General features: G+C 69.7%; 17 protein-coding genes. 15 read left to right on the top strand and 2 right to left on the bottom strand.

The window, feature by feature from the left end:
* Positions 1 to 4: 4 nt before the first annotated feature.
* Positions 5 to 1,099 carry a dihydrodipicolinate reductase gene (locus IEZ05_RS19700; protein ID WP_229869765.1) on the bottom strand — a complete coding sequence of 365 codons (1,095 nt, stop codon included), beginning with the start codon at positions 1,097 to 1,099 and terminating at the stop codon, positions 5 to 7.
* 170 nt (positions 1,100 to 1,269) lie between these two features.
* Positions 1,270 to 2,718: an APC family permease gene (locus tag IEZ05_RS19705; protein ID WP_189231488.1), complete on the bottom strand. Its 1,449-nt coding sequence runs from the start codon at positions 2,716 to 2,718 to the stop codon at positions 1,270 to 1,272.
* 612 nt (positions 2,719 to 3,330) lie between these two features.
* Here IEZ05_RS19705 and IEZ05_RS19710 point away from each other — a divergent pair.
* From IEZ05_RS19710 to IEZ05_RS19780, 15 genes are all read left to right on the top strand, one after another.
* Positions 3,331 to 4,866: a flavin-containing monooxygenase gene (locus IEZ05_RS19710; RefSeq protein ID WP_189231489.1), complete on the top strand. Its 1,536-nt coding sequence runs from the start codon at positions 3,331 to 3,333 to the stop codon at positions 4,864 to 4,866.
* Positions 4,859 to 5,794, top strand: coding sequence for an alpha/beta fold hydrolase (locus tag IEZ05_RS19715; RefSeq protein WP_229869766.1), 936 nt, complete (start codon positions 4,859 to 4,861; stop codon positions 5,792 to 5,794). Before IEZ05_RS19710 ends, IEZ05_RS19715 begins: the two co-directional genes overlap by 8 nt.
* Positions 5,778 to 7,172, top strand: a complete 1,395-nt coding sequence (locus IEZ05_RS19720) for a flavin monoamine oxidase family protein (RefSeq protein WP_189231490.1) — start codon at positions 5,778 to 5,780, stop codon at positions 7,170 to 7,172. Before IEZ05_RS19715 ends, IEZ05_RS19720 begins: the two co-directional genes overlap by 17 nt.
* Positions 7,169 to 7,873: a transporter gene (locus IEZ05_RS19725; RefSeq protein WP_189231491.1), complete on the top strand. Its 705-nt coding sequence runs from the start codon at positions 7,169 to 7,171 to the stop codon at positions 7,871 to 7,873. Before IEZ05_RS19720 ends, IEZ05_RS19725 begins: the two co-directional genes overlap by 4 nt.
* Positions 7,874 to 7,899: 26 nt before the next feature.
* Positions 7,900 to 9,258, top strand: coding sequence for an NAD-dependent succinate-semialdehyde dehydrogenase (locus IEZ05_RS19730; protein WP_189231492.1), 1,359 nt, complete (start codon positions 7,900 to 7,902; stop codon positions 9,256 to 9,258).
* 29 nt (positions 9,259 to 9,287) lie between these two features.
* On the top strand, positions 9,288 to 10,403 hold the full coding sequence (locus IEZ05_RS19735) for a Zn-dependent alcohol dehydrogenase (RefSeq protein WP_189231493.1): 1,116 nt from the start codon (positions 9,288 to 9,290) through the stop codon (positions 10,401 to 10,403).
* 17 nt (positions 10,404 to 10,420) lie between these two features.
* Positions 10,421 to 11,677 carry an aspartate aminotransferase family protein gene (locus tag IEZ05_RS19740; protein ID WP_189231494.1) on the top strand — a complete coding sequence of 419 codons (1,257 nt, stop codon included), beginning with the start codon at positions 10,421 to 10,423 and terminating at the stop codon, positions 11,675 to 11,677.
* Between the two features lie 99 nt (positions 11,678 to 11,776).
* The gene (locus IEZ05_RS19745; protein WP_189231495.1) at positions 11,777 to 13,333 is read left to right on the top strand and encodes a long-chain-fatty-acid--CoA ligase; all 1,557 of its coding nucleotides are present in this window, start codon (positions 11,777 to 11,779) and stop codon (positions 13,331 to 13,333) included.
* A gap of 143 nt (positions 13,334 to 13,476) precedes the next feature.
* Positions 13,477 to 15,054: a class I adenylate-forming enzyme family protein gene (locus tag IEZ05_RS19750; RefSeq protein ID WP_229869767.1), complete on the top strand. Its 1,578-nt coding sequence runs from the start codon at positions 13,477 to 13,479 to the stop codon at positions 15,052 to 15,054.
* A gap of 3 nt (positions 15,055 to 15,057) precedes the next feature.
* On the top strand, positions 15,058 to 15,840 hold the full coding sequence (locus IEZ05_RS19755; protein WP_189231496.1) for an SDR family oxidoreductase: 783 nt from the start codon (positions 15,058 to 15,060) through the stop codon (positions 15,838 to 15,840).
* Positions 15,841 to 15,869: 29 nt separating this feature from the next.
* Positions 15,870 to 17,108 (top strand): acyl-CoA dehydrogenase family protein, encoded by a 1,239-nt coding sequence (locus IEZ05_RS19760; protein WP_189231497.1) that lies wholly within the window; start codon positions 15,870 to 15,872, stop codon positions 17,106 to 17,108.
* A complete protein-coding gene (locus IEZ05_RS19765) occupies positions 17,108 to 18,208 on the top strand; it encodes a phosphotransferase family protein (RefSeq protein ID WP_229869785.1) in 1,101 nt (366 codons plus the stop codon). Before IEZ05_RS19760 ends, IEZ05_RS19765 begins: the two co-directional genes overlap by 1 nt.
* Positions 18,209 to 18,400: 192 nt before the next feature.
* The gene (locus IEZ05_RS19770; protein ID WP_189231499.1) at positions 18,401 to 18,634 is read left to right on the top strand and encodes a hypothetical protein; all 234 of its coding nucleotides are present in this window, start codon (positions 18,401 to 18,403) and stop codon (positions 18,632 to 18,634) included.
* Complete coding sequence (locus IEZ05_RS19775) at positions 18,631 to 20,250, top strand: sodium:solute symporter family transporter (protein WP_229869768.1); 1,620 nt, start codon at positions 18,631 to 18,633, stop codon at positions 20,248 to 20,250. The genes IEZ05_RS19770 and IEZ05_RS19775 overlap by 4 nt, the downstream gene beginning before the upstream one ends.
* A gap of 264 nt (positions 20,251 to 20,514) precedes the next feature.
* The gene (locus IEZ05_RS19780; RefSeq protein ID WP_189231500.1) at positions 20,515 to 21,381 is read left to right on the top strand and encodes a phytanoyl-CoA dioxygenase family protein; all 867 of its coding nucleotides are present in this window, start codon (positions 20,515 to 20,517) and stop codon (positions 21,379 to 21,381) included.
* The last annotated feature ends 23 nt before the right edge of the window (positions 21,382 to 21,404 follow it).

Consider the following 21,404-nt stretch of genomic DNA (forward strand, 5'->3'; position numbering starts at 1 on the left):
CGTCTCAGTCCTGAGAAGTCGTGGCCCCGAGCGAGGCCCGGCCCGCTCGCCGCTCTCCCCTGGCCGCGAGCGAACGGGCGGGCAGGTCCCCCATCGACAGGAGACCGGGACGCGCCTCGACGACCGCGGTGGAGGCGTTGACCGCCGCCGCGACGGTGCTGAGGAAGGAATCGAAGCCCACGGAGGAGCGGAGGTCGACGATCTGCTCCTCTCCGACGATCCGGTAGTCGTCGCCCGCGGCCACCTCATTGGCCGGCTCGAAGAACCCGAACGTGATCTCCAGATCGATCACCACGTCGCCCTTGAGCACGCCCCGGGCGGCGTGAGTGACCGCCGCGATCTGCCCCGGTTCGATACGCATGTGGTCCCCGACGCGCGGCGAAGTCGTCACGACAGCGGGTTCGACGTCTCCCACGTCCACCGAGTCGAGATCCCATCCGAGCCCTGCCGCGAGCGCCCCGATGGCCTGCTCGAAGCCGTGGTGCCCGACGACCTCGCCCCGGTTGCGAGCCGTCGTGAACTCGCGCATGGTCAGACCGAGGCCGAACTTCGACAGGATCGCGCCGTAGCGTGACATGTTCGTCCGTCGGCGGATCCACACGCTCTCCACACGCTGAGTCAGGGCAGTCAGGAGGAGAGGAAGGGTGTCCATCAAGATGCCCGGGTTCGCCCCGCTGCCCAGGACGGTCACGCCGTGCGCCTTCGCCGTGTCGTCGAGCCGTCGCGCGAGATCGGGGTGGCTCCGCCATGGATGGGCCAGCTCTTCGCAGATGCTCAGGACGTTGTACGAACGTTCCAGCAGCGGCAGCAGGACGTCGGCCGCCCTGTGCAGATCCGAGACGGTCGCCACGATCGCGAGGTCGGCGGCGGGCAGCTCGGCCGGGTCGCTCACGACGACGACACCGTTCGCGACGCCGCCGAGGAGCACTCCGAGGTCCTGACCGACCACGCGGGGGTCCAGGTCCGCCGCTCCCACGATCTCCACGTCCGCGCGTCGCAGCAAGGAAGAGGCGATGGCCCGGCCAGTGGCGCCGAGGCCCACCACAACAGTCCGATTCTTCAACGTCACTCCCTTGGGCGCCTCGGTCGGCCCGCCCACGACACGGTGCTCGGCGAAACCGGACTTCGCCGGTGGCGGTTGCCTGGTACCCCACTGTCACAGGCCACCGGCGTGGGGAGAACGACACCTGGCACCGGCTTCCTCCGGGGGCAGTGCACGGTGCACAGACCGGCCGCGCCCTTGCGCCCATGAGCTGACCGGCAAGTCGCTCAGAGTCGCTCGTAGACACCCGGTCGGCGCGCTCGCAGGACGAGGGCCTGCACCGCGCCGGCCACGGCCGAGAGGGCGACTAGTCCGCCGATCACCCAGGCTCCCGTGGTGGTGCCGACGAGGAGCGGGAAGTTGGCGACCATCAGGCAGACCACACAGGCCAGCCCGAGGAAGGCGACGCCAGGGGCCACGACCGTACGCCACACCGGCTGCCGCCCGTCGGTGCGCCGGAAGAAGCCGATGGCGGCGAGGCTGGTGGCCGCCATCAGCAGGACGATGCCGAGCGTGGCGGCGCCGGAGAACCAGGCGTAGAGGTCCCCGATCGGGTCGAGGCCGAGCGAGGCGACGACGACCGTGGTGACGAACGCGACCGCCGAGGCGACGGCCGAGGACGCCGACGGCGCGCGGTGCCGGGGGTGGACGACGCTCAGCGACGCCGGAAGCACGCCGGCCCGGGACAGCGCGAACTGGTAGCGCGTCACGACGTTATGGAAGGCCAGTACGCATGCGAACTGGCTTGTGATCAGCAGGAGTTGCATGGCGTCGGCCCAGACGGACCCCACATAGCTCCGCGTCAGCGTGAGGACCAGGCCCTCGGGGTCGGCCTGCGCGGCTGCGACCACGGCGTCGACGCCGGAACCCACCACGATCGCCCACACGGTGAACGAGTAGAAGGCTCCGATCACCAGGATCGCGACGTATGTCGCCCGCGGGACGGTTACGTCGGGGTCCTTCGCCTCGTGGCGGAACACGGCCGTCGCCTCGAAGCCGATGAACCCGAAGAGGGCGAACATGACGCCGAGGCCCAGGGAGCCGGTGCCCACGATCGAGGGTGACACCGGCTCGGCCGTCAGGCCGTGGGCGCCGCCGTGGCCCACGATGCCGAGGTCCAGGACCAGGAGCAGCAGGGATTCCAGCACCAGCACGGCGCCGAGCACCTTGGCACTCAGCTCGATGTCGCGGTAGCCGAGGAAGGCGATGACGCCCAGCGAGACGAGCGCCCACGACCACCACGGGGAGCCGACGTCGGCGTACCGCTCGATGACGTTGCTCGTCGCGACCCCGACATAGGCGTTCACCCCGACGAGAAGCAGCGTGTAGGAGAAGAGCGCGAGGGTCGCGGCCGAGAGGCCGGGTATGCGGCCGAGCCCCGCCTGGACGTAGGCGTAGAAGGCGCCCGCGTCGCGTACCCGTCCGGCCATCAGTGTGAAGCCGACCGCGAAGACCAGCAGCAGCACGGTGGACAGCACGAAGTACAGCGGCATCCCCGGGCTGCCGCTCACGGCGAAGGCGAGCGGCACCCCGCCGGCCACAAGGCCGAGCGGTGCCGCCGCGGCGACGACCATGAACACGATCTGCGACACGCCGAGCCCACGGTGGAGCGGGTTGCCCGCTCCCGCTTCACCGCCGGGTGCTTCGGCGTGCCCTGTCTTGGAGAGGTCGGTCATCGCGATCACCTTTCGGCTCACAGGCCGGTACCGGCTCGTCATGGGTGGGTGAAGGAGTGCGTGGAGCGGTACGCCTGCGCGAACGAACAGGTGCGGCTCCCTCGCGGTGGCTGAGCCGGAGCGGCAGGAGGCGGCTCCTGCCGCCCGAGAAGACGTGACCCCGTGCGGGTTCCGGGTCGTCGGCCGCTTCCGCTCGGCCGCGATCGCGGGAGTGACGGCGGCGATCCCCCGCGGCTCGATACACCTGTGGGTCCCGGCACGCGGGGAGGTCGTGACGACAGCGGGTTCGGTCTGCCCGCGTGACCACGACCCTGCTGTTTAGTACCACTAAACAGCAGGGGGAAACCTCTACCACCCCGGTCTTGCTCCCGCAATGGCCGCGGCAGCAAGACGCCGCTGGGCGGTCGTATCCGACCGCCCTCCCGGAAGGGCCGGGCCCCGGGCTCGACCGGGGCCTCCGCCCGAACGGCGGACACCGTAGGGGCGCAACGGCCCGGTCCGCCTGTGCATCGTGCACCGAGCCCTGGCGAAGGAGGTGCCCGCTGTCGTTCTCGCAGGCGGTCGCAGCTCGCGACAGTGAGGTATCCGCCACAGGAACAGCGAGGAAACGCCATGACAGCTGAGGTGTTGGACGCCGTCGAGGAATTCGACGTGGTGATCATCGGAGCCGGGATCTCCGGGATCGGCGCGGCCACCTATTTCAGCCGGGAGCTGCCCGACAAGTCGCTCGCCGTACTGGAAGCGCGCGACGACATCGGAGGCACTTGGGACCTGTTCCGCTATCCCGGCATCCGCTCGGACTCCGACCTCCACACGTTCGGATACGCGTTCAAGCCCTGGCGCCACGAAGCCGCGATCGCCGACGCTCCCCTCATCAAGGAGTACCTCCACGAGACCGTCGAGGAGAACGGCCTGGAGCGCGTCCTCAGGCTCGGCCACCGGGTCGTCCGCGCGGAGTGGTCCACGGCGGACTCACGGTGGACCCTCACCGTCCAGACGTCGGACCCCGCCACGGGAGCGACCCGGACCAGGACGATCCACGCGGGATGGGTCTTCGCCGCCACCGGCTACTACCGGTACGACGAGGGGTTCTCCCCGGAGTTCCAGGGACGGGACGAGTTCGAGGGCCAGATCGTCCATCCGCAGCACTGGCCCGAGGGACTCGACTACAGCGACAAGAAGGTCGTCGTCATCGGCAGTGGCGCGACCGCGATCACTCTGGTGCCGGCCATGACCACCGGGGCGGGCGCCGCCCGGCACGTGACGATGCTGCAGCGCACCCCCACCTACGTCATGGCGCTCCCCCGCGTCGACAAGGTCGCCCTGGCGCTCACGAAGCTGCTCGGGGAAGAGCGCGGGTACGCCGTGACGCGGTTCAAGAACATCTGGACCGAACACGCCGTCGTGAAGGGCCTGCGGACCTTCCCCAAGGCAGGACGGGCTTTCATCCGGCGCGAGAACGTCAAGCGCCTTCCCAAGGGATTCGACGTCGACAAGCACTTCAACCCGCCGTACGACCCGTGGGACCAGCGACTGTGCGTGGCACCGAACGGCGACTTCTTCGACGCGATCAAGGAAGGAAGGGCCTCCGTCGTCACCGACGCCGTGGCGAGGTTCAGCAAGCGCGGCATCGTCCTGGCATCGGGTGAGGAACTGGAAGCCGACATCATCGTCACCGCGACGGGGCTGAACCTTCGGCTTTTCGACGGCATGCCCATCGTGGTCGACGGACACCAGGTCGACATCGCGGACGCGCTCTGTTACCGCGGCATGCTGCTGAGTGGGATGCCGAACTGGGCGATGGCGATCGGCTACACCACCTCGTCCTGGACGCTCAAGGTGAGCCTGATGTGCCGTTACTTCATCGACCTGGTCAGGCACATGGACGCCCGCGGATACGACACGGTGGTTCCGGTCGCACCGTCGGGAACGAACCGCAGGCCCGTCATGGACCTTCAGGCCGGGTACGCCAAGCGCGGCGAGAAGCTCCTGCCCAAGCAGGGACCCGAGAAGCCCTGGCGGATGGCGATGTCCTACCCCGAGGACGCCAGGGCGCTGCGCGGCCCGGTGGCCGACGAGAACCTCCGGTTCGGCGCCCGCCGGGCGGCCGCGCCGGCGCCCGGCGGGAGGCGAGGCACCCGTGTCTGAGACGAGCGCCGCCGAGGGCGGCGACCAGTACGCGACCCTGCCGTCCGGGATGACGATCTGCTTCCGGGACCACGGCCACAAGGACGCCCCCGCGATGCTGCTCATCGCGGGACTGGGCGAAGACCTCACCTTCTGGTCCGACTCGTTCGTCGACTCCCTCACCGCCCACGGTTTCCGGGTCGTCGCGATCGACAACCGCGACGCCGGCCAGTCGACGTTCGTCGCCTCGCCCCCTCCCGGGCTCTGGCGTCAGATCGCCGCGCGTCCGCGCGGCGACGCGTACACGCTGGCCGACATGGCCCAGGACGCCGTCGGCGTACTCGACCATCTCGGGATCGCGCGGGTGCACCTGGTCGGGCGGTCGATGGGCGGAATGATTGCGCAGACGATCGCGGCCACGGCGCCCGAGCGGGTCCTGTCGCTGGCCTCCCTCTATTCCACGACCGGGGCGCGCAAGGTCGGTCAGCCGGCCCTGTCGACGATCCGGCTCCTCGCCGCCCCGCCGGCGAGGAACAGAACCGCGGCGGTCCGTGCCCACCTGAGGCTCACCCGTCACATCGCGGGAACGGGGCACCCCATCGACGACGCGGCCGAGGCGGCCATCGCGGCGCGCGGCTGGGACCGCAGCGCCGGCGACCCGGCAGCCGGCACGGCGCGCCAGATCCAGGCCATCCAGCGCTCCGGGGACCGGACGGCCCAGCTGAGCCGGATCACCGCCCCGACGCTGGTCATCCACGGCGACCGAGACCCACTGGTGAGCCCGAGCGGCGGCGCCGCGACAGTCAAGGCGATCCGCTCGGCACAGCACGTGGTCATTCCCGGCATGGGCCATCACCTCCCCGAGCCCCTCGTCGACCCCATCACGACCTACATCGCGCAGCACGCGAACCGCGTGGGTGAAGGAGGCAGCCATGTCCGGATCTCGTGAGCCCCGCTCCGGGAGCACCACGATCGACGTCGTGGTCGTCGGTGCCGGTTTCGCCGGTCTGAGCGCGGCGGAGCGACTGGTGAGCACGGGGCGATCCGTTCTGGTCGTGGAAGGCCGCGACCGGGTCGGAGGCCGCTCGCTCTCCGGCGAGGTGGCCGGCGTGAAGGTCGACCTCGGAGCGACGTGGGTGGCCCGGCGCCACACCGCCGTCCGGGACCTCGCCAGCCGGGTCGGGTGTACCACCACCGACCAGTTCGCCCAGGGCCGCAACGTGCTGTGGATGGCGGGCCGGCGCCGCACCTACAGCGGCACCATTCCCAAGGTCTCCCCCGCGGCCCTGGTGGACATGGCCCGCATGCAGGCGGCGCTGAACAAGCTGGTCGCGACCATCGACGTGAACGCCGCGTGGGAGACGCCCGGGGCCGGCCGGCTCGACACCCTCTCGTTCGGCGAGTGGCTCGACCGGAAGAACGCGCTGCCCGGCACCCGTGCGCTGATGACCGTCATCAGCAAAGTGCAGTGGGGTTGCACCCCGGGAGACGTCTCCTTGCTGCACGCACTGCGCTACATCCGCTCGGCGGGCGGGCTCGATCACATGCTGGACGTCGAGGGCGGTCAGCAGCAGGACCGGATCGTCGAGACCACCCAGGAGATCGCCAAACGGGTGGCGGAGCGGCTCGGTGACCGCGTGCGCCTGGAGACACCGGTGCGCCGCATCGCACAGGACGACGACGGCGTCACCGTGCGCACCGACTCCGGCGAGATCCGCGCCCGGTACGCGATCGTCACGGCCTCGCCGGCGCACCGCGCCGCCATCACCTTCGAGCCCGCTCTGTCCGAACGGGGCGAAGGGCTCACGCGGACCTGGCGCATGGGCGTGCTGAGCAAGGCGTTCGTGGCCTACGAGAGGCCGTTCTGGCGGGCCGACGGCTGTTCCGGCGAGGCGGTGACCGACACCGGAACCGTGTTCATCACCTTCGACGTGTCCCCCGCCCCCGGCGGACCGGGCGTCCTGATGGCCTTCTGCGATCCGCGCGTCTTCGACGGCTTCAGCCCCGAGACCCGGCGCGACCGGGTGGTCCGGCAGCTCGCCGACCTCTACGGTCCGCAGGCGCTCACCCCGATCGACTACGTGGACCACTGCTGGGGAGCGGAGCCCTTCGCCCCGGGCGGCCCCAATCCCGCCGTCGCTCCCTACGCGACCACGAGCTTCGGCAAGGCGCTGAGCGAGCCCCACGGGCGCGTCCACTGGGCGGGCTCCGAAACCGCCGGTGAATGGGCCGGAACCATGAACGGCGCGGTTCTGACGGGCCAGCGCACCGCGGAGAGCGTCATCACCCTGCTGACCCGCGACGTCCGAGAGGGGGCGTCCCGATGAAGGAGACGCTGTTCCTGCTGGCCGACCTGTGGATGATCTTCGCCGGCTACTTCTACGGCTGGAGGTTCATCCGCCGGTACGGCAACTACCTCCTGGGCCTCGAGTGGATGGTCGTCGCGACGTCGGGCAGCAACTTCCTGCTCTGGTCGTTGCTCGGAGCCAAGAGCGACAGCGTCCTGTACGACCTGGCGTACTTCCTCGACGCGTTCTCCAGGTCGGTCGGCATCACGCTCATCCTGGTCCTGGGCCTGATGAAGGTCACCCATCGCTACAAGCCGAGCCGCAGCGTCGACGTCGCCGTGTTCGGGGTCGCGATCGTGGCCGCCCTTTTCCTCCGCCCCTTCCACGGCGCGGATCTCCACACCGACCGTGGTGCGTTCTGGGTCTCCGTGTTCTACGTCGTCGTCAACCTCCTCACAGCCGCGTTCCTCTGCTACTTCGTCAAACGGCTCTGGGGCGCGGGCGCGAGGTGGCCGGCGGTCTGGACCGGACTGGTCACGACCGCGGCGACCACCATCGCGATCACATACGACTTCTTCCCCCTGCCGTTCGACGACGCGAACCGCACGATCTTCTACACCGCCGCGCTGGCGACCTGGGGCACCCAGGGATTCGTCTACTTCCGCGCCTACCGCGCGCTGCACGACCGCGACGCGGCTTCGGACGCGAACCCGGCCCGCCCGACCGGGGCCCTCGCATGAACCCGCAACACGAACAAGGAGTCAGTATGGCGAAGAGGCACGTGTACGCGGTGGTGGACCCCGCCAGTGGCAAGCTGGTCAAGGAGTACCCCACCGCGACGGACGAGACCGTCGACGCGGCGCTCGACACGGCGGCGGATGCCTACGCGCACTGGTCGAGGCAGACCTCCGTGGAACAGCGCGCCCAGCTGTTGCACACCGTGGCCACCCTGCACAGCGAGCGCCGCGGGCACCTTGCCGAGATCATCCATCGGGAGATGGGCAAGCCGGTGGACGAGGCCGTCGGGGAAGTCGAGTTCAGCGCCTCGATCTACCGGTACTACGCCGAGAACGCGGAGAAGTTCCTCACCGACGAGCCGATCGAGCTTCTGGAGGGAGAGGGCACCGCTTTCATCCGTCGTCAGCCGGTCGGCGTGCTGCTGGGGATCATGCCCTGGAACTACCCGTACTACCAGGTGGCCCGGTTCGCCGCGCCCAACCTCGCGCTGGGCAACACCATCGTGCTCAAGCACGCATCGCAGTGTCCGGAGTCGTCCGCGGCTCTCCAGCAGCTGTTCACGGACGCGGGTTTCCCCCAGGGCTGCTACGTCAACGTCCACGCCACCGGGGAGCAGATCGGCCGCGCCATCGCCGACCCCCGCGTGCAGGGCGTCTCCTTCACCGGCTCGGAGCGGGCCGGCGCGGAGGTCGCGGAGAAGGCCGGGCGCAGCCTCAAGAAGGTGGTGCTCGAACTGGGCGGTTCGGACCCCTTCATCGTGCTGTCCACCGACGACCTCGACGCCACGGTCCAGGCGGCGGTCGAGGCTCGGTTCGAGAACGCCGGTCAGGCGTGCAACGCCGGGAAGCGCTTCATCGTCGCCGAGGACATCTACGACGCCTTCCTCGACAAGTTCACCCAGCAGGTGCTCGCCCTGACCGACGGCCTGGCGCCGCTCTCCTCGGTCGCCGCCGCCGAGTACGTCGAGGAACAGGTCGAGCGAGCCGTCGATGACGGGGCGACCTTCGTCTCCGCGCGACAGCGCGAAGGGGCGTACTTCCCGCCCGGTGTGCTGACGGGTGTCTCGCCGACGTCGCCGTCGGCCGCCGAGGAGCTCTTCGGCCCCGTCGCGACCGTCTACCGGGTCGGCTCCGAGGACGAGGCCGTCGAGCTGGCGAACGGAACCCCGTACGGGCTGGGCTCCTATGTGTTCACGACGGACGCCGAGCAGGCGCTGCGCGTCGCCGACAGGATCGACGCAGGCATGGTCTTCATCAACGGCGTCGGCCTCGAAAGCGCGGAACTGCCCTTCGGTGGCGTCAAGTTGTCCGGTTTCGGCCGCGAGCTGGGACGGGCGGGCATCGACGAGTTCGCCAACAAGAAGCTCATCCGTACCGCTCGGACGTGATCGCCCCAAAACACGGAAGGAAGACTTTCATGACGATCGAGTTCGACGCCGCCGTCTTCAGGACGCCGAACGAACCGCTGACCATCGAGAGAGTGACGATCCCCTCGACGCCTCCGCCCGGCGAGGTGCTCGTGCGGCTCCGGGCGAGCGGGGTGTGCCACAGCGACCTCCACGTCCTTCTGGGCGAATGGGAGGTTCCTTCGCCGATGATCCTCGGCCATGAGGGAGCCGGGATCGTCGAAAGTGTCGGCGAAGGCGTCACGACGCTGAAAAGGGGCGACCACGTCGTGCTGTCCTGGACGCCTTCCTGTCGCCGCTGCCGCTACTGCATCAGTGGCAGGCCCGTCCTCTGCGACATGGTCAGCCAGCACTCGGCGAACCACCTGTCGTTCGACGGTCGGTCCCGGATCACGTCCGCCGGCGGGGGCGACGTGCTCAGCTTCGCGGGCCTCGGAACGTTCGGCCAGTACACCCTCGTGCCCGAATCGGGCGCGATTGTCATCCGGGACGACGCCCCGTTCCCGCAGTCGGCTCTTGTCGGATGCGCCGTCACGACCGGTGTCGGCGCGGCCGTCAACACCGCCGGCGTGCGTCCGAGCAACACCGTGCTGGTCCTCGGCTGCGGCGGCGTCGGCCTGAACGCGATCCAGGGTGCCCGGCTCGCCGGCGCGCGGAAGATCATCGCCGCGGACATCTCCGACGAGAAGCTGGAGCAGGCGCGCGTCTTCGGCGCGACCGACCTGATCAACAACGGCCGCGAGGATTTCGCGGACCGGGTGCGACAGCTCACCGACGGACGCGGTGTGGAGATCGCCATCGAGGCCATCGGGCTGCCCCGCACCATCGAAGCCGCGTACGAGGTCCTGGCCCGGGGTGGCACGGCGGTGGTCGCCGGGCAGGTGGCGGACGGCCTGAAGGTCTCCATCGATCCCTTCGTCATGTCCGATCAGGAGCTCTCGCTCATCGGCTCGAACTACGGCTCCAGCACGCCGGCTTCCGACTTCCCGCTGCTGATCGACCACTACATGAACCACCGCATCGATCTCGACTCCCTGGTGACGGGCGTGATCGATCTGAAGGACATCAACGAGGCGTTCGACCAGATGCAGCGCGGCATCGGCATCCGCTCGGTGATCACGTACTGAAAGGCAGGGGCGATCTCATGGCCCTGGAATCATCACGCTCGGCCTTCGAGCGAGCCCGCCGCAGCGTCGGTGGGGGTGTGGGGTCGGGCCTGCGCGCCGCGATGCCTCCTCATCCGCTCTTCGTGCGCGAGGCACGGGGCGCATACGTCTGGGACCTGGACGGCGACCGGTACGTCGACTACGTGATGGCCTGGGGGCCGCTCGTCCTCGGTCACGGTGACCAGCGCGTGGTGTCCGCGGTGTCCGAGGTCGCGCCGAAGATGCAGGTCGTCGGCACGGGCCACCCGCTCGAGTACCTCGCGGCGGAAGCGGTCCTCGAAGCGGTACCGCACGGCGAGCGGCTGCTGTGGAGCAACACGGGGACCGAGGCGGTGCAGGTGGCGCTGCGCCTCGCGCGCGCCGCCACCGGGCGGCGCCGCGTCCTCAAGTTCGCCAAGAGCTACCACGGCTGGCACGACACCGTGTACGCCGGGATGTCCGAGGACGACTGCGACCGCCCCGCCACCCCCGGTGGGGCGGGACAGTCGGCCAGCGTCCTCGACGACCTGGTCGTGGCGCGCTTCAACGACGTACAGCTGGCCGAGCGCCTGCTGAGCGAGTCCGTCGAGCGCGACATCGCGGCCGTGCTCGTCGACCCGGTGATGAGCAACGCCGGCGTCGAAGCACCCGCACCGCACTTCCTGTCGACGCTGCGGGCCCTCTGCGACCGGCACGGCGTCGTCCTCGTCTTCGACGAGGTGATCGCCGGGTTCCGGATCGCCCGTGGCGGGGCGGCCGAGAAGTACGGCGTCCTTCCTGACCTGTCCGTCTTCGGGAAGGCGATGGCCGGCGGTTTCACCCAGAGCGCCGTCGTCGGCCGGGCCGATCTGATCGACCAGGTGACGTCCGGCGTCGTTCACGCCGGAACCTTCAACGCCAACCCGATCGCACTGGCGGCCGTCGCGGCGACGATGCGCGTCCTGGCCGATCCCGCGGTCTACGAGCAACTCGAACAGACCTCGTCCGAGTTCGAAGCCCTCGTCGGCGCTGTTCTCGTTTCATCGCCCGACTTCGGCAGCTTCAACCGGGTCGGCTCGCTCCTCCAGTACGTCCCCGCCGGTGGCGCCACGGGGCTTCACGGAACGAGCGGGCTCTGGGCGGTGATCCTCGAAGGGATGCTGCGGCAGGGCTTCCTGTTCATGCCGTCCGGCAAGGTCTTCCTCAGCACGGCGCACACCACCGCCGACGTCGAGGCGACGGCCGAGGCCCTCGACCGGCTCCTGCGGAAGTTGTGACACCCGCATCGAGTCACGCGTTACCCCCACCCGCTCCGAGCCAGGCCGCGTGTTCTGTTCCTCCGCGGCCCGGCCCGGTCCACCCTCCCGGAAGACACCATGCTGAACCTCTCGGTCCTGCTCGAGGACTCCGCCCGCACGCACCCGGACCGGGACGCGGTCGTCCTCGGCACGACACGTCTCACCTACGCCCAGATCGACACCGCCGCCAATCAGGTCGCCAACCTCCTGGTCGACCGCGGCGTCTGGCCCGGCGACAAGGTCGCGCTCAGTTGTCCGAACGTGCCCTGGTTCCCGATCGTCTACTACGGGATCCTCAAGACCGGCGCCGTCGTCGTACCGCTCAACATCCTGCTCAAGGGCCGGGAGGTCGCCTACCACCTCGCCGACTCGGAGGCGAAGGCGTACTTCTGCTTCGAGGGCGGCGAGGGCCTGCCGATGGGAGCGGAGGGGCACGCCGGGTTCAGCGAGACCCCTGCCTGCAAGCACTTCTTCCTCATCACCGCCGATCCCGCGGCGGAGAGCCCGATCGAGGGCGTCGAGACCATGGGCGCCGCGCTGCGGGGCACCGCATCGACGTTCGACAGCATCGGGATGTCGGGGGACGACCCGGCCGTGCTGCTCTACACGAGTGGTACGACGGGGCAGGCGAAGGGCGCCGAACTCAGCCACGCCAACCTGGTGCTCAACGCCCTGGCGGTCAACCAGCTGTTGGAGAACCGGCCGACGCTGGACACCCATCTGGTCGTGCTGCCACTGTTCCACTCCTTCGGCGCGACCGTGCAGTTGAACGCCGGCTTCTCGACGGCGAGCACGCTGGTGCTACTGCCGCGGTTCGACGCCCGGCAGGCGGTGTCCCTGATGCAGCGGGAGGACATCACCGTCTTCGCGGGTGTCCCCACCATGTGGTGGGGCCTGTTGCAGGCGCTCACCGAGGACGTCGACGTCGAGCGCATCGCGAGTAACCTGCGCGTCGGCGTCTCCGGCGGCGCCGCGCTCCCCGCGGAACTCATCAAGCAGGTCAGGGAGCGACTGGGCGTCCAGGTCCTGGAGGGCTACGGCCTCTCCGAGACCTCGCCGGTGGTGACCTTCAGCGATCCGGCGCGGGAGCCCCGTCCCGGGTCGATCGGCGTGCCGATCTGGGGCGTCGAGGTCAAGCTCGTCAACGCGGACTGGTCGGAGGTCGAGGACGACGGCTCAGGCAGCGCCATCGGCGAGATCGCGGTCAAGGGCCACAACGTGATGAGGGGCTACCACGGCCGTCCCGAGGCCACCGCCGAAGCCGTCAGGGACGGCTGGTTCCGCACCGGCGACCTGGCCCGCAGGGACAAGGACGGCTTCTACTACATCGTCGACCGGGCGAAGGACCTGATCATCCGCGGTGGCTTCAACGTGTACCCGCGCGAGATCGAGGAAGTCCTGATGACGCACCCGGCGATCAGCCTGGCCGCGGTCGTCGGCGTGCCGCACGAGAGTCACGGAGAGGAGATCAAGGCGTTCGTCATCCTCGACCGCGGCGCCGAGGCCCGCCCCGACGAGCTGATCGCCTGGGGCAAGGAGCAGATGGCCGCCTACAAGTACCCGCGCATCGTGGAGATCGTGCCGACCCTGCCGATGACGTCCACCGGAAAGATCCTCAAGCGCGAGCTCACGTGACCGGCGCGCCAAGGCATGGACATGGGTGGGAAGGACGGCAGATGACAGTGGATGAGGGTCGGCGGCGGGACACGTTCCCCGACGGGTCCGGTACGAGGCCGGATGTGGTTCCCGGCTCGCTCGTGGCCGCGTGGAAGGCACGTGTGGCCAGGAACCCTGACGGGGTAGCGCTTCGCTTCTTCGACGGCGCCCTGTCCGCGCGGGAGGTGGACGTGGCGTCGGACGCCCTGGCCGCCGCGTTCGAGGCCCGCGGGACCGGCCGGGGTGACCGCGTCGGGGTGTACCTGCAGAACGTTCCGCAGTACGCGCTCGTGCTGCTGGCTCTGTGGAAGCTGGGGGCCACGGCACTGGGACTCAACCCGATGTACCGGCGCCAGGAGCTCCGCCGGATCATCGACGACTCCGGGGCGGTCGGGGTCGTCTGCGCGGACGTGGACGTCCACGAGACCCTCGGCACGCTGGCGGGGAGCCCGGTGCGCTGGCTGGTCAGCACGTCGGCCCTGGACTACCAGTCCCGCAACGATCCGCGGGTCTTCGCGACGACGGAATGTCTGGCCCCCGCGCCGGACGGCGACCTGGTGGAGCTGATCGGCGAGTTCGAGGGCCGCAGCCCCTCGCCCGTGGAGCTGACCCGCGACGACGTCGCGTTCCTCACGTACACCTCGGGAACGACGGGGCCGCCGAAGGGTGCCATGAACACCCACGGCAACGTCCTGAGCGTGGTGGCGACCTGCGCGTCGTGGATGGGTGTGGGCGACGGGGACGTCGTGTTCGCCATGGCCCCGCTGTTCCACATCACCGGGGCGGTGGTCAACGCGACGATCTCCCTGCTCACCGACACCACGCTCGTACTGGCGGGCCGGTTCCACCCCGAGGTCGCCCTGGAGGCCTTCGCCGAGCACGGGGTGACCTACACGATCGGCTCCATCACCGCGTACAACGCGATCCATGAGCTGCCGCAGGCCGGACCGGAACACTTCGCCTCGGCGAAGGCCCTGTACTCGGGCGGCGCGCCGATCCCTCCGGCCACCGTCGAGCGGTTCCATGAACGGTTCGGCGTCTACCTCCACAACGGCTACGGGATGACGGAGACGACGTCCGCCGTCATCGCCGTGCCGCTGGAGGACAGAGCGCCGGTGCACCTGCCGAGCGGGACGCTGTCCATAGGCAAACCCCTGCCGCACCTCACCGCGCGCGTCGTCGACCCGCACGGTGAGCCGGTGCCGACCGGGGAGCAGGGCGAACTCGAGTTGAGCGGGCCGCAGGTGGTGCCCGGCTACTGGGACAAGCCCGAGGCCACCCGCCGGACCATGCCGGAGGGCCGGCTCCGCACCGGCGACGTCGCCGTCATCGACGAGCACGGCTGGGTCTACCTGGTGGACCGGCTCAAGGACCAGATCAACGTGTCCGGGTACAAGGTCTGGCCGCGCGAGGTCGAGGACGCCCTGTACGAGCACGCCTCGGTCCTCGAGGCCGCGGTCGTCGGACAGCCGGACGCCTACCGCGGCGAGACCGTCGTCGCCTACGTCTCGCTCAAAGCTGGTCTGAACGTCACGGCGGAAGAGCTCATCGCCTTCTCACGCGACCGGCTGGCCGCCTACAAGTGTCCCCGCACGATCCATTTCCTCGCCGACCTGCCCAAGACCCAGAGCGGCAAGATCCGGCGCGCCGAGCTGCGCGGCCTCGACGGCCCGGGGCCGGTTTCCCCCTCGAAGGACTGATCCATGAGCGAGAACCACACCGGCCACGGCCGCTTCTCAGGCCGCGTCGCCGTCGTGACCGGAGCGAGCCGGGGCATCGGTCTCGCCGTCGCGGAACGGCTCGTCGCCGAGGGTGCGCGCGTATGCCTCACGGCCCGCAAGGCCGGACCGCTCGAAGAGGCCGCCGCCACGCTTCCCCCGGGCAGCGTCATCACCGTCGCCGGCAAGGCGGACGACCCCGGGCACCGCCGCGAGGTCTTCGACACGGTCGCGGGCGAATTCGGCGGGCTGGACGTCCTCGTGAACAACGCGGGCATCAATCCCGCGTACGGTCCCGTCGTCGGCCTCGACCTCGACGTCGCCCGCAAGGTCCTTGAGGTCAACGTCCTCGCCACCCTCGCCTGGGTGCAGGACGCCGTGGCCCACCCGGAGCTCGGTTTCACCGAACGCCGCGGCACCGTCGTGAACCTCTCCTCCGTCACCGGCGACACCCCGTCACCCGGCATCGGTCTCTACGGAGTGAGCAAGGCGGCGGTGTCCCACCTGACCAGGACCCTGGCCGTCGAGCTCGGCCCGGAGATCCGCGTCAACGCGGTGGCCCCCGCCGTGGTCAAGACGCGGTTCGCCGAGGCCCTGTACGAAGGCAGGGAAACAGAGGTGGCCGCCGACTACCCCCTGCGGCGTCTGGGTGCGCCGTCCGACATCGCCTCTGCCGTGGTGTTCCTGGCCTCGGAGGACTCCTCCTGGGTCACCGGCCGCGTGCTCACCGTCGACGGCGGCCTCACGGTCGCCGGCGGCACCGCGTAACGACCTTGCCCACCTCACGAAGGACAGCAATGACTTACCCTCATCTTCCGCCGGAGATCGCGGAGCTGCGTGAGCGCACGCGCCGGTTCGTCCGCGAGGTCGTCGTCGACGCGGAGCCCGTACCGGGCGGACGTCTCGACCAGGCCACCCGCGACCGGCTGCAGGGCGCGGCGAAGGAGGCAGGCGTCTTCGCTCCGCTCGTGCCGAAGCAGTACGGCGGGCAGGGCCTGCCCATCGAGTACTGGTCACCGATCCTCCAGGAGGCCGGCTACTCGCCGATCGGTCCCGCCGCACTCAACTGCATGGCCCCCGACGAGGGGAACATGCACATGCTCAACCTCGTCGCCACCGAGGAGCAGAAGAAGCTGTACCTCGCGCCTCTGGCGGCGGGGGACGTCCGGTCCTGCTTCGGCATGACCGAGCCCCACCCCGGAGCGGGGTCCGACCCGGCCGCGCTGCGGACCACGGCCGTGCGCGCCGACGGCGGCTGGATCATCGACGGCCACAAGCGGTTCACCAGCGGCGCCGTCGGTGCCGGGTTCTGCATCGTCATGGCCCGCACCCCTGCCGTCGACGGCTCCCCCGAGGGGGCCACCATGTTCCTCGTCGGCATGACGAACCCCGGGATCCGGGTCGGCGAGGCAATCCATACGGTCGACCGTTCCATCGACGGCGGCCACCCGCATCTGTACATCGAGAACTGCTTCGTCCCCGACGACGCAGTTCTCGGCAAGGTCGGACTCGGCTTCCGGTACGCGCAGGTACGGCTCGGCCCCGCGCGGCTCACGCACTGCATGCGGTGGCTGGGGCTGGCACGCCGGGCGCACGACATCGCCCTCGACCGGGCCTCGAAGAGGGAACTGTTCGGCGGTCCGATCGACTCGCTCGGCCTGGCCCAGCACCTGATCGCCGAGTCCGTGATCGACATCGAGACGTCCGACGCAATCATCAACAAGACCGCGGAGCTGCTGCACAGCGACGCGAAGGCGGGCTCGGCGATGTCCTCGGTCGCCAAGGTCCACTGCTCGGAGGCGATCTACCGGGTGATCGACCGTGCCATCCAGATCTGCGGCGGCGACGGCGTCTCCGACGGACTCCCGCTGGCGCAGTATCTGAACGAGGTGCGCCCGTTCCGCATCTACGACGGTTCCAACGAGACCCACAGGTGGGCCGTCGCCCGGCGGGCCTCGGCCGCCCGGCGCACCGCCGTCCAGGCCGGTGAGCGATACCTGGGCGACGCCGTCGTCGGCCGGGACGGGGGCTCGTGATGCACACCGTGCCCGACGGCGTGGAAGTCGTCGCGAGCCGCGAGCGGGCCCGCTGCCCCGACAGCCCTCCGCTCCTGGTGCTCGACGCGGTCGCCGACTTCCTCGACGCACACGGCTTCGGCAGCGGGCCGATCGCGTGGCAACGCATCGGCGACGGCCACTCCAACGTCACCTATCTCATCCAGCGCGGCGGCGAGTCCGTCGTCCTGCGCCGCGGCCCGCGCCCGCCGCTGCCGAAGTCGACGCACGACATGGTGCGCGAGGCCCGCATCCAGAAGATCCTCCACGGGTACGGGGTTCCGGTGCCGGAGATCGTCGCCGTCTGCGAGGACGAGGACGTCCTGGGCGTGCCGTTCTACCTCATGTCCCGGCTCGACGGCACGGTCGTCACCGACATGATCCCGCCCCACCTCTCCCCCACCGAACAGCGCCGGCTGACCAGCGAGGCGGTCGTCGACACCCTTGTCGCTCTGCACGCCATCGACGTCACCCGAGGGGAGCTCGCCTCCCTGGGCCTGCCCGAGGGGTACCTCCGGCGGCAGGTCGAGCGTTTCCGCGGCCTCTGGGAGGTCAACACCACCCGCAGCCTGCCCGCGGTGGAGCACATCGCGGACTGGCTCGCCCAGAACCTGCCGACGAGCCAGGCGGCCTCGGTGGTGCACGGCGACTACCGCATGGGCAACCTCATGTTCGCCCCGCAGGCCCCGGCCAGGGTCCTCGCGATCCTCGACTGGGAGATGGCCACGCTCGGCGACCCGCTCGCGGACCTGGGGTACCTCACCGCCACCTGGTCCGAGGCCGGCAGCCCTGCCACCCCGCTCGAACTCACCAAGGTGACCCGTTCACCCGGCTACCTCACCCAGCGCCAGCTGGCAGAGCGCTACCAGCGCCGCACAGGCCTCGATCTCACCCCGCTCCCTTGGTACCAGACCCTCGCCCTGTGGAAGGCGGCGATCTTCTGCGAGGCCATCCACACCCGCTGGCAGCGTGGTGAGCGTCCTGGTGACACGGTCTTCGGACCGTCGCTCGAAACGGGTGTCCCCCGGCTCCTGGAGCGGGCCGGGCACTACGCCGGCCTGACGGCGACCGGCCGCCGCTGACACCCAACGCCCGCGGTACGAGGCTTTTCGGCAGCCTCACCACGGCCAGGCCGTCCTGCTCTGATGTCGCGTCGCGGCCGCGTTCCGTCCTCCACGGCTGCGGCCGTCCGCGCGCCCCCTCGCGCCGAGTCCGTCTTCCTCGTTCTTCCCAAGAGAGGTCCCGTGCCCTTCCCTTCCCCCCGTGACACACGGATGCTGGTCACTGTCAACGCGCTGCCGCTCGCCGTCGGTGTCCTGCTCTCCTGCTCCACACCCCTCGGAGAGATCTCCGTATACGGACGTCTCACCCTCGGCATCGCGTGGGCACTCACCCAACTGATTATCCTCGTCGCCGGGACCTGGTGGTACGAGAACCGGGCCACGTCCCCCTTCGAACCGGCCTCGGCGACGACTGCCGCCTCCCGTTCGGCCGGGGGCGCGTGGTGACGACGCACCTCCTGAGCGCCGGCTCGCCCGATCTCATCGGCACGGCCGCGAGGGGCGCGGTCATCAGCGCCTTCCTCGTCTTCATCGGCCTCTGCCTCCTGTGGGTCTTCACGCTCGCCACGCATGATGACGACCCAGAACGCCTCTACGTCGCCGGCCGGTCTCTCCCGCCCGTCTTCAACGGCATCGCGATGGCGGGGGAACAGATCACGGTCGTCATCCTGGTCTCGCTGCCGGGAGCGATCGCCCTCTTCGGTTACGACGGAGTCTCGACCGCCGTCGACAGCGCGCTCGCACTCGGCGTCTTCCTGCTCCTCGCCTCCAGGATTCGCGCGACCCGCCGCTACACCCTGGGCGAGCTGTTCTCCCTGCGTGCCGAGGGGCCGGGAGCACGGATCGCCGGTGCCGTGGTGACGCTGTGCATCGCCGTGCCCCTGCTCATGGTGCAACTGCGTGCCGGCGGCATCACCACCGCCCTTCTGATCGGCATGCCGAGCGAGCGGGCCCAGGTGGTGTGCACAGTGCTGATGGGGTTCCTGATCACGTGTTTCGCAGGGGTGGCCGATCTGCGCGGCACCAGTTTCGTGCAGGCCGCCAAAGTGCCCGTGGCCCTGGCGACGCTCGCCGCGGTGGTCCTGCTGGCGCTCCGCCTCTTCGACTGGAGTCCCGGATCCCTGCTGTCGGCAGCCATGGACAAGAGCGTGTCGCCGGACGAGTACCTCAGCCCCGGACTGTGGGAGCACTCCGCCGGAGGCGGAACGCTCGGCACGCTCAGTGACCACATCGTCGTCATCCTCGGAACCGCGATGATGCCCCACCTGCTCCTGCGCGTCAGCGCCAGCCAGGACGCGCCCGCCGCCCGGCGCTCACTGAGCGTCGCCGTCGGGCTGACCGGCCTCTTCTACCTGCTGCTGATCACGACCGGCTTCGCCGCGGCCGCGGTGGTGGGCAGCGGACGGATCGGGGCGGTCGATGTGAAGGGGCAGGGAGCCCCGATCCTCCTGGCGTCGGAGGTCCTCCCCCACCACTCCACCGGCCGGGTCGTACTCATCACCCTCGTGGCCTGTGTCGCCTTCCTCGCCGTGCTCACGGCCGTGGCGAGCGTGACCTTCGCCGCCGCCGTCTCCGTGACCCGCGACCTGCTCGGGCGGAAGGGCCGTACCCGGATCGGGATCGGAGAGCCGGCAGTCCTGCGGCTGTCCGTTGTCGCGCTCTGCGCCGTGAGCCTTCTCCTCACCACCGCCGTACACCGCTATCCCATCGAGTTCCTCCTCGCCTTCTCGCTGAGCCTCGCGGCCACATGCGTGTTCCCCGCGGTTGTCTACTCCTTCCTCTGGACCGGCTTCAATCGCCGCGGGCTGCTGTGGCTCGTCTACGGAGGGCTGTCCCTGTGCACCCTCCTGACCCTCACCTCCCCCGCTGTGTCCGGGACGAAGTACGCGCTGATGCCGGAGCAGGACTTCAACCTGTTCCCGCTCCACACCCCCGGGCTGGTCTCCGTGCCGACGGCCTTCCTCCTCGGATGGCTCGGCAGCGCGCGTCCCTGGGAGCGGGCCGCACAGCACCGGAGCGTGGCGCCCCTGGAGCGCGCCTCGACTCCGACAACGACGTCGTGAGCGGATAGCTCCGCATGGCCGCGACCGGACTGTGCATCCTGCACCGGACCCGGGCGAAGCAGGTGCTCGCTGTCGTTCTCGCCGACGGTCCTGGCTGGCGACAGTGAGACAACCGCCACAGGAACGGCGAGGAAACGCCATGACAACCGCACCCACCTGACTGTCGTCACGAAAACGCACAGCCGACCACGAAAACCAGGACGTCCGCGGCGCCGATCGGGTGTCCGAGCAACCGGAGTTCACACAGTGAGGGAGAGAATTCGCATGACCACACAGAGGCAGCCTCAGACCCTGTCGTCGGTGACGGTTGACATGCCGACGGACGAGATCCTCAAGCTCCTGACCCGCGACGGAGGCGTCATCGTCAAGAACTTCCTGACGAAGGAGGAGATGAACCGCTTCAACACCGAGATCGAGCCGCCGCTGCAGGCGCTTCGCCCGGGCTCGACCCATGAGAACGACATGGTGGCGGCGTTCCATGGCAGTAACACGAAGCGGCTCACCAACCTGGTCACGCACAGTGTCACGTTCCGCAACGAGATCCTCGAGCACCGCCTGGTCCACGAGATCTGTGACCAGATCTTCCTCCCGGAGTCGGGCACCTACTGGATGACCACCGCCCAGGTGATAGAGATCGGCCCCCACAGCCAGGCGCAGATGCTGCACCGGGACCTGGAGAACTGGTTCCCGTTCATCGGGATGGGGCCCGCCGGTCCGGAAGTCACCCTCAACTTCTTGATCGCACTGACCGACTTCACGGAGGAGAACGGCGCGACCCGTGTCATCCCTGGGAGCAACCACTGGAGCGACTTCGAGGACCGCGGGACACCTGAGCAGACGATTCCCGCCCTCATGGACGCCGGAGACGCCCTTCTGTTCAGCGGTAAGACCGCGCACGGGGGCGGAGCGAACCGGACGAGCGACGAGTACCGGCGGGCTGTGGCCTTCGCCCTCAATCCGGGCTTCCTCACCGGCGAGGAGGCGTACCCCTTCCTGGTCGACAGGGAGCTCGCCAAGACGCTCTCGCCGCGTGTCCAGCGCATGCTCGGCTTCCGCTCCCAGTACCCCACGGGCTCTCCCGGCCTGTGGCAGGTCGACTACGCCGACCTGGGCGACTACCTCGGTCTCTGAGAGCCGGACCGATCAGAGGCTGC

Source organism: Streptomyces flaveolus (assembly GCF_014648815.1).
GTDB lineage: Bacteria > Actinomycetota > Actinomycetes > Streptomycetales > Streptomycetaceae > Streptomyces > Streptomyces flaveolus.